At 41.0% G+C, this 8,937-nt stretch carries 10 protein-coding genes; 4 read left to right on the top strand and 6 right to left on the bottom strand.

The genetic code is table 11. The features are described 5' to 3' along the window. The coding region (locus E0D70_RS14260; protein ID WP_133012962.1) for an IS30 family transposase at positions 1–582 on the top strand (582 nt) is incomplete at its 5' end. Between the two features lie 255 nt (positions 583–837). Here the strand turns inward: E0D70_RS14260 and E0D70_RS14255 are convergent. From E0D70_RS14255 to yciH, 3 genes are all read right to left on the bottom strand, one after another. After that, positions 838–1,239: an acyl-CoA thioesterase gene (locus E0D70_RS14255; RefSeq protein WP_133012961.1), complete on the bottom strand. Its 402-nt coding sequence runs from the start codon at positions 1,237–1,239 to the stop codon at positions 838–840. A gap of 17 nt (positions 1,240–1,256) precedes the next feature. Next, entirely contained in the window at positions 1,257–2,264 is a 1,008-nt protein-coding gene (locus E0D70_RS14250; protein WP_133012960.1) for a GGDEF domain-containing protein, read from the bottom strand. Between the two features lie 193 nt (positions 2,265–2,457). Continuing rightward, positions 2,458–2,808: a stress response translation initiation inhibitor YciH gene (gene yciH / locus E0D70_RS14245; protein WP_133012959.1), complete on the bottom strand. Its 351-nt coding sequence runs from the start codon at positions 2,806–2,808 to the stop codon at positions 2,458–2,460. A 132-nt stretch (positions 2,809–2,940) separates the two neighbouring features. On the opposite strand from yciH, the gene E0D70_RS14240 reads away from it, so the two are divergent. After that, positions 2,941–3,471: a GNAT family N-acetyltransferase gene (locus E0D70_RS14240; RefSeq protein ID WP_133012958.1), complete on the top strand. Its 531-nt coding sequence runs from the start codon at positions 2,941–2,943 to the stop codon at positions 3,469–3,471. Here E0D70_RS14240 and E0D70_RS14235 read toward each other — a convergent pair. The 3 genes from E0D70_RS14235 to E0D70_RS14225 are packed head-to-tail and all read right to left on the bottom strand — an operon-like array spanning position 3,464 to position 5,762. After that, a complete protein-coding gene (locus E0D70_RS14235; RefSeq protein WP_133012957.1) occupies positions 3,464–4,192 on the bottom strand; it encodes a pseudouridine synthase in 729 nt (242 codons plus the stop codon). The genes E0D70_RS14240 and E0D70_RS14235 overlap by 8 nt on opposite strands. Continuing rightward, positions 4,189–5,127, bottom strand: coding sequence for a D-2-hydroxyacid dehydrogenase (locus tag E0D70_RS14230; protein WP_133012956.1), 939 nt, complete (start codon positions 5,125–5,127; stop codon positions 4,189–4,191). The genes E0D70_RS14235 and E0D70_RS14230 overlap by 4 nt, the downstream gene beginning before the upstream one ends. After that, positions 5,124–5,762: an arylesterase gene (locus E0D70_RS14225; RefSeq protein ID WP_133012955.1), complete on the bottom strand. Its 639-nt coding sequence runs from the start codon at positions 5,760–5,762 to the stop codon at positions 5,124–5,126. Before E0D70_RS14225 ends, E0D70_RS14230 begins: the two co-directional genes overlap by 4 nt. Before the next feature lie 28 nt (positions 5,763–5,790). On the opposite strand from E0D70_RS14225, the gene E0D70_RS14220 reads away from it, so the two are divergent. Together E0D70_RS14220 and E0D70_RS14215 are read left to right on the top strand one after the other, a co-directional pair. After that, a complete protein-coding gene (locus tag E0D70_RS14220) occupies positions 5,791–6,474 on the top strand; it encodes an ABC transporter ATP-binding protein (RefSeq protein WP_133012954.1) in 684 nt (227 codons plus the stop codon). Further along, positions 6,471–8,930 carry an ABC transporter permease gene (locus E0D70_RS14215; protein ID WP_133012953.1) on the top strand — a complete coding sequence of 820 codons (2,460 nt, stop codon included), beginning with the start codon at positions 6,471–6,473 and terminating at the stop codon, positions 8,928–8,930. The genes E0D70_RS14220 and E0D70_RS14215 overlap by 4 nt, the downstream gene beginning before the upstream one ends. The last annotated feature ends 7 nt before the right edge of the window (positions 8,931–8,937 follow it).

Genomic DNA, 8,937 nt, shown 5'->3' with positions numbered 1-8,937 from the left:
CTTTACCGCCATTTGAGGCAAGGAAGAAAACGCTACCGGAAAGGCCAGAGAACAAAAGCTGAAGTGATCAAGAATAAGGTATCCATTGATGATCGGCCTGTAATTGTTGATACCAAAAAGCGCTTTGGAGACTGGGAGATAGACACTGTTTTAGGTAAGCACGGCTCAGGCTCAATTGTCACCTTGCTAGAAAGAAAGACACGTTTTTACCTTATAAAGAAAGTGGATTCGAAATCAGCCAAAGATGTGACTCAAGCAACCATAGAGCTATTGTTGCATTTTAAAGATCATGTTCACACGATCACAGCAGATAATGGTCGAGAGTTCGCGTATCACGCTGAGATAGCCGAAGCATTAGAAACGACAGTGTATTTTGCTCATCCATACAGTTCTTGGGAACGTGGAGCAAACGAAAATAGCAACGGACTCCTAAGGCAATATGTGCCCAAAGGTACTGATTTAAGACGTGTTACAGAAGAGAGAATACACTTCGCAATGAGACGAATAAATAATCGTCCAAGGAAGTGTTTAGGGTTCAAGCAACCAGCCGTAGTGTTTAAAGAAATGTGCTTAGTTGCTTGAAGTGAAAAGTGTCGCACTTCGGACTTGAATTCAGGCATAAGGAAGAATAAGAATAAATGCGCTTAATAAAATCATATTGAAAATATTCACTTAGTCGTTAATTCGTAATTTACACATGCAGATCAACGTGCTTTCACTATGAAAAGTGTAGAGAATTATCATAAATTAAGAGAATAAGTACGAGATGGTATTAGATGGGAAGGCCAGCGCTAAGGCTGACCTGTTGGTGCTTGTATTTTGTGGGTTACAACAATGTTAGAGCAGGGCATTGGCTTGTTCAAAAATAATGGGCTTTCCAGCGGCGGTAATAGACGCAATAGTCATTTTGGCAGACAAGAATTTATTACGATCTGAGTCTAAGATAGTTTGGTGAAATACAAATTTAAAGCGTGAAATCCTTTCTACAAAGGTTTCAATAAAAAAATCATCGCCGCTTTTCAGCGAGCGCTTATATTCTAGCTCTGCTTTCATTAGTACTAGATGTATTCCACTTTCCGTTATTTCTGCGAAATCCAGACCTCTAGATTTTATAAAAGAGTGACGAGCGTGTTCTAAATAGTTTTGATAAACAGAATTATTGACGATCCCTTGCATGTCACATTCGTAATCTCTAACGCTAAAAAAACTAGTATGAAACGGAGTGGTGCTGTTGGGCATAACATGTCCTTAATATTTTAACGGTCTGATGTGCGATTTTTACCTGACTGTTTTGCATGTTGTAGATTATCACGGGCTCTTTCTAGTAAATCATTAGGGCCTTCTTGCCCTAAGATTGTTGCTATTCCAAGAGAAACGGTTACTTGAGGCATGTGGATTTTACTTTGTTTATAACGAATCTTTTGTTCGGATACCTTTTGGCGAAGTAGTTCTGCAAAGCTGTGTGTGAAATCTAACGGGGCTTCATTGAGAAGAATGGCAAAGGTGCCGCCTTCAAATCTTGCCATAATGGCTTTTTCTAACTTAAATGATTTTATTAATTGGGCAATATAGCGAATCAGCCCGGTTCCAGCGCGCTTCCCAAATTGATCGTTAATTAGTCCTAGATCATCAATATCCAATAAGATAATACTCACGTCATCTTCTGCGTCAGGTAGCCATTTATAAAGATAGCGTTCCAAGCCTTTTTTGTTATGTAGTTGAGTGAGCTCGTCAATTTCTATGTGTTTCTTAAGGTCTTCAAATTCAACTTTTAATTGAGCCAGCTCTTCTTGAACTTGAGACAGGGATTGATTGAATTGATTAGCTTTCTGGCTAGCCGATAGTGCACCTTGTTCAAGATAGTGGATTACTTTCTCAAGATGCTCACTTTTATCGGCACGTTTTAGTATTTTTTGACTTTTAGTCAAAACAGCCGACAGTTCGTCAAGCCCATTACTCATGTTTTTTGAAGAAGACTCAACATGAGTAACGATGGATTGCAGTTTATTTTTCTGAGTGTGTCCTTCTTGGAATTCATCAGGCAGCAAAAACTCATGAAATAACTCACGCGATAAATAGCCGGGTAGATTACCCAGTTTTCGCAAGGTACCATCCATAATTTGATTTAGTTTTTGGTTTCTATTAGAGACGTATTCGTACCATATGCCATAGTTATATGGAGTCGGCGCTATGTCTAACTTAAGCATCATAGGAACTGCTTTTTGCATTAATTCTGTGGCTTTCGTAGGATTTTCGTTCTGCATCAGGACCTCTATACAGAGAAAAACTTACCAAGAAATCCATTCCATAGGGTAAGAACATGAGCACGATAATGGTCAAATAATCGTGTTTCTATTTATAATTTTATTAACTATATCGTTCTAAAGAAAAATCACCAATTAGAGTCTATAATGATATCGGATAAAATTTAGAATACGTTAATTATTTCTATGCGAATTATGGTTGTCCACCTGAAAACTTACTTTTTATCCCTTCTTTCTCTAGAAGTTCTTTTAGCTTCAGCCTGCTATCGCCTTGTATTTCAATTTGGCCATCTTTTACTGCGCCTCCAGTACCGCACTGAGCTTTTAGCTTTTTACCGAGTATCTTTAGTTCATCTGATGACATTGCAAGGCCAGAAATAATAGTCACACCTTTGCCTTTACGGCCTTTGGTTTCCAGCGTGATTTTGACGTTGCCATCGCCGATCACTTCTGTGTTTTTGCATGTACAATGGTCAACGGGCTCTTCACAATGGGGGCATACACGACCTTGATCGGTTGAATACACTAGGTTTCTTTTTTTCATTTGTGTTCCGCTCTATGTATTTGATACAGGTAGCATTTTATCAGTTATAAAATAGGAGATCACATAAGAATTCAACATAAATGTCGTAATATAACCTAAACTAAATGAGTTGATGCCATAGTGTACTAAGTTATGAAAAGTGTAATAAAGAAGTCATTGATAATTAGACGGGCGACTGAAGCTGACATTGATGAGATTCTCTTGTTTGAGGCTCGTAATCAGTTATGGTTTGCTCAATTTTTGCCTCAAAAAGCGTTAGAGAAGCTGGATAGGAATTACTTCAAAAAACAGTTTTCTGGTTCGAGTCAAACATGGCATTACCTTATTTACTCAAGAAATAAGCAGTTGATTGGTCGCTTTTGCGCTCAACTTTTGGATGCTGGCGAGAAGACGATTGAAATAAGTTATCGCCTTGAGCAAAAATATACCAAACAAGGCATTGCTCAATATGTGTTGAAAAGACTGCTGTTAATATTCTCATGTTATGAGGTGAGTACAGTCTATGCCTATGTCGGAGAAGCGAATGAATCATCCATTCGTTTGCTTCTTTCTTGTGGCTTTGTTCATTCCACGACTGAGGTGCAATCGATCAAATTGTCCACCGGAATACAAGATGGATTAAGCTTCAAATGGGAAAGTAGTCCGTATCAAGTGCTTAATTAATCTTAAACTGCTCCAATTTCGCTAGCACGGATAATAATTTATGATCGAGCTGGGCATTGAATGTCATTGTGCGATGTGTGTCAGGATGGAAAAAAGTTAGCGAGGATGCATGTAACATAAGGCGCTGTTCGTCTGGCCAAGCTGCTCGGATAACTTTATTTACATGACGACAGCCATAACAGCTATCACCCACTAAAGGGTGAAATTGATGTTTAAAATGACGCCTAATTTGGTGCTTTCGGCCTTGCTTTGGCGTCACTTTAACCCAGCTTAAACGCATAGAATCATAGCGGCTTACTGGGAAAGGAAGCTCATAATGTTGCAAACAAGAAAACTCTGTTTGAGCCTCTTTCTCAGTCCCTTCTATTTTAAAACGAGATTTGCCTTTTTGCTCATTGAGTTTTGCTAATGGATAATCAACAACGCCATTGTCAGGACACAACCCTCTTACCAAACAGTGATAGGTTTTAGCCGTGGCTGCATTAGCAAATTGTTCAGATAAATACCTAGCAGTCTTAGGCGAAAAGGCCATCACCAGAACGCCAGATGTACCACGATCTAAGCGATGAACAGGGAAAACCCATTGTCCTGTTTGGTCTCTTAATCGCTGCACGACGGCATCTTCTTCCGCTTTATCAAGCTCGGTTCGGTGAACCAATAAACCTGCCGGCTTATTGATGACGACCAAATACTCATCTTGAAATAAAATCTCTAGATTCATATGGTTTTTTCAGAAAAACGTTTTATTTTCGCCATTCCAATATCCACTAAAGATTGCATTGCTTCAGCGCTAGCCCAGGCAACATGAGGCGTGAGTAAGAAGTTTGGTAGCTTCGTCAGCTTCTGTAGAGGGTGATCTATTGGCATAGGCTCTTGTGTAGCAACATCGAAGCCAGCCGCCGCGATTTTTTTATTAGTGAGTGCATCCGTTAATGCTATTTCATCCACTAAGCCGCCACGGCCTGTATTTATTAAGACGCAGTTCGATTTCATTATCTCAAATTCGTCATAAGATATAATGTTTTTAGTTTTATCGGTTAGTGGGCAATGCAAAGTAACAACATCGGCGATTTTTAATGCTTGCTCAAAGTCGGTATAACCGGGGCGCACGAGTGGCGCATTTTTATGTTCTATAAAGATAACTTTCATAGAAAAGGCATCGGCAATTTTCGCTACTTTTTGCCCTAGGTTGCCATTACCCATGATAGCTAAAGTGGTATTGGCTAGGTCTTGAATGGGGTGGTCTAAAAAGCAAAAGAACTCCGCCTCTGCCCAGCGCCCCTTTTTAACATCTTCAAGATAGGAAGTAAGATTACGACGCAAGGCTAAAAGAAGTGAAAAAGTATGCTCTGGAACACTGATGCCAGAATAGCCATCAACATTTTGCACAGCGACATGATTTTCTTCGCAAGCCACCTTATCTACATTATTGGTCCCCGTTGCCATCACTTGCACCAGCTTTAATGTAGAGCTGGATTCAATAGCCGCTCTGTTAACCTCGACTTTATTGGTCAAAACGAAGTCTGCCGCTTCGATTCTCTCAATCACCTCATTTGGATGGGTGTTATCAAATTCTGTTATATGGGTAACACAATCAGGGTAGATAATATTGATTGATTTAGGAAAAGATCCACGGTCTAGGAATACTGCTTTCATTGTTTTTTCTCTTTATCTAACAATTGAATAAGGTAGGGTAGGACATTCTTTAGCACTACTTTTTGGCCTTCTGCCGTAGGGTGTAGTCCATCTTGTTGCATTAATGTTTTATTTAACGCGACATTCTTGAGCATAAAGGGCATGTAATTTACATCATATTGATCTGCAAGCGTTTTATAAAGCCCAAAGAACATATCTGTATAGCGTTTTCCATAGTTTTGAGGAATACGATTACCAATCAACAGGACGGTGGAATTAGCGAGTTGAGCTTGCTCAATCATTTTACCTAAATTTAACGTGGTTTGGTCCAATGGGTAACCTCGTAATGCATCATTGGCACCAAGCTCAATAACTACCCATTTTGGGGAGTATTGTTTAAGCAATGCTGGGAAGCGTGATAGTCCACCTTGGGATGTTTCACCACTGACACTGGCGTTTTCGATGACAACATTGGGATAAGAATGTGCAAGTGGCTTTTTTAACAAACTTACCCAGCCTTCTTGTTGTCGTAAATTATGAGCAGCACTCAAACTGTCACCCATAATGAGCAGCGTAGAAGCAGCATGTGCTGCATTAATATTAAGTGTTAACATCACAACGATTGAGCTGAGCAGAAGCCGTATTTTGAATGGCATAAGAAACCTTAAGTGAGACTACTTTTCTATGGATAATATTACCGCACTTCAAACACACAACTTAACGCATACGGTAACGTCGAAAACTGGCGATTTAACCATATTGAAAGGAATCGACTTAGAAATCAAGGAGGGTGAGTCTGTTGCCATCGTTGGCTCTTCAGGTTCTGGTAAGTCTACACTGCTTGGTTTACTTGCGGGGTTAGACCGAAATACGTCAGGCGATATTACGCTTTATAACCATTCCTTGACGTCATTAAGTGAAGAAAAACGTGCGTTACTGCGTGGTGAGTACGTTGGGTTTATTTTTCAGTCTTTTCATCTTTTACCAAGTTTAGAAGCCATTGAAAATGTAATGTTGCCTGCAGAGTTAAAAGGCGACAAACAGGCTCGTCAAAAAGCAGAGCGACTGCTAGAGCAGGTTGGCTTATCTCATCGTTTAACGCATTACCCTCGACAACTTTCTGGTGGTGAGCAACAAAGAGTGGCCATTGCGCGCGCTTTTGCCTCTGAACCTAAAATACTGTTTGCTGATGAACCCACGGGGAATCTTGATGAAGAAAACGGAAAAACGATTATCAATTTATTGTTTGACCTAAATCGGTCTCAAGGCACCACACTTATCATGGTAACCCATGATAATAAACTCGCCAGTATGTGTGATCGCCAACTTATTATGTCCGCGGGACAGCTCAAGGAAGGTTCTCTATGAATTTTGCCCTGCGCTTTATTTTCAGAGAAATGAGAAGCAGCGAGGTCATTACGTTAATCGTAGCGCTCATTATTTCTGTTGGTACCGTAACGTCAATTAGTTTGTTTGTAGATAGACTGCAATTGTCTTTCGAACAAGAGTCCGCCAATTTATTAGCCGCTGATCGCTTAGTCCGTTCAGATGAACCGATACTGACAGCGTGGCGACAACAAGCTACTGATTTAGGCTTGGAGCAAGCTTCTCGTGCTTCGTTTGCGACCATGATTTTTGCTAATAACAAATTACAGCTTTCTCAAATTAGCGCGGTGAGCGATACCTATCCTTTGAAAGGTTCATTTTTGGTAGACACTCAAATATTTGCCAAAGGGTTTGCTTCTAGTCAGTCACCTCAGCAAGGTCAAATATGGCTATCATCTCGATTAGCCAGTTTGTTAAACGTTAACATTGGCCAAGAAGTTGAGGTAGGTGATAAAAAACTTACTGTATCGAAATATCTTGTCCTTGACCCTGGTTCTAGTACTTCTGCGTTTGCGATATCGCCTCGCGCAGTTATGAATGTGGCCGATGTGGCGGCAACGAATGTGATCATTCCTGGTAGTCGAGTTCGCTATTCTTTGATGCTAGCCGGCAACAGGGACAAACTTAATCAGTATGAAACTTGGATTCAACCGCAACTAAAAGACGGCCAACGTTGGCAAACACCGAAACAAAAAGGTCAACGTATCGGCCAGACAATTGATAAAGCAGAGTCATTTCTACTATTAGCCGGAACCTTGGCGGTTGTGTTATCGGGTGTCGCCATGGCGTTGGCTTCATCACGATTTGTGAAGCGTCACCTAATGCAGGTAGCCGTGTTAAAAACCCTCGGGGCAACACCGCGAGTACTGGCTAAATTGTTTTTGTTACAACTGCTGTTTCTTTTTGTGATTGGGGCTTTGGGGGGAATAGTCGGTGGTTGGTTAATACAGGAAGGCATTTCCTCACTGCTTTCCAGTTTGATGACAACCACTTTGCCAGAGCCTTCAGTGAGTAAACTTTGGCTGGGAATTGCCACCGGTTTTATTTCTTTAATTGCTTTTTGTTTACCACTTATTATTAGACTTATTCAGATATCGCCGCTTTCTGTTTTACAACCTGCGGCTCGTGTGGAAAAAAATGCATTAGCAATTTACGTTGTTGGTTTTATTGGGTTATACGGACTAATGTGCCTTTATACCCAAGGTTTTATGTTGCCTAGCATCATGACACTGGCAATCGGCGGTGTTGGATTGGTCGTCTCCATTCTTGGTTGGGTCATGTTCAAGCTAGGGCGATTAGCCACTTCTGGCGCCACTAGTGGTTGGCAAATTGGTTTGGCGTCTCTTTACCGCCGATTAACGCCCAATTTATTTCAGTTATTGGTGTTTACGCTGATCATTATGTTAGGACTTATCTTGGTGGGCATAAAAACCAGTCTGGTATCTGATTGGCAAGCTCAACTCCCTAAAGATGCACCTAACCACTATTTGTTTAATGTTCAAGCCAATCAAGTGGAAGGTATTAATGACATCTCCCAACAATTAGGTCTTACGTCTTCTAGTTGGTTTCCTATGGTGAGAGGCCGCATTACTAAGGTGAATAATGACCGTATCGAAAAGCTTTATCCTGAAGGAAAATCTGAGCCAGAACTTTTTGAACGAGAAATGAACCTCACTTGGGCTGACCAAGTAGGAGAGGGAAATAAAGTCGTCGCGGGAGATTTTCATGCAAACGGCATTTCTTTAGAGCAAGAAAGGGCAAAAGAAGCTGGCATCACAATAGGAGATAAGCTGACGCTTAATATTGGCGGTATTAGTTATACCTTACCAGTAACCTCGATCCGAACGGTCGATTGGGGGAGTATGCGTCCTAACTTCTATGTCATTGTGCCCAAGCAATTACTGTCGCATTACCCAGCAAACTTTGTCAGCAGTTTTTTCATTAAAGCGGGTCAAGAGCAGGCGTTTTATAAAGCCATGTCTGGTTATCCGACGGTATCTATTTTGAACGTTGGTGATTTAGTCAAACAGATTCAAACTATCATTGGGCAGCTTTCCCAAGCTATTCAATTGGTTTTGCTTTGCATTCTAGCGGCTGGGGCTTTGGTTCTGATTGCTAGTATTGGTTCTACGCTTGAAGAGCGCCGCGAAGAAGGCGCGTTACTAAGAGTGCTTGGTGCAAGAGCATCACTGGTAAGACAAGCCTTAATAGTAGAATTTGGCTTTCTAGGGTTGTTCTCAGGCATCATTGCTGCGATAGGTGCTGAAGCTTCTTTATATGGTGTGCAAACGTTTGTATTTAAGACGGAAGCGAGCTGGCACCCTTTGCTTTGGGCGCTAGGTCCTATTATTGGGGTGCTGCTGATAACAAGCATAGGTGTATTCGCCAGTCGAACTGTGTTAAAAGTGCCGCCAATGCTTCTATTGCGGGATTTTTAACGGCAAT

This window comes from Marinomonas flavescens (assembly GCF_004352835.1).
GTDB lineage: Bacteria > Pseudomonadota > Gammaproteobacteria > Pseudomonadales > Marinomonadaceae > Marinomonas > Marinomonas flavescens.
The sequence above is the reverse complement of the archived record's forward strand: the minus strand, read 5'-3'. Positions and strand labels throughout refer to the sequence as shown.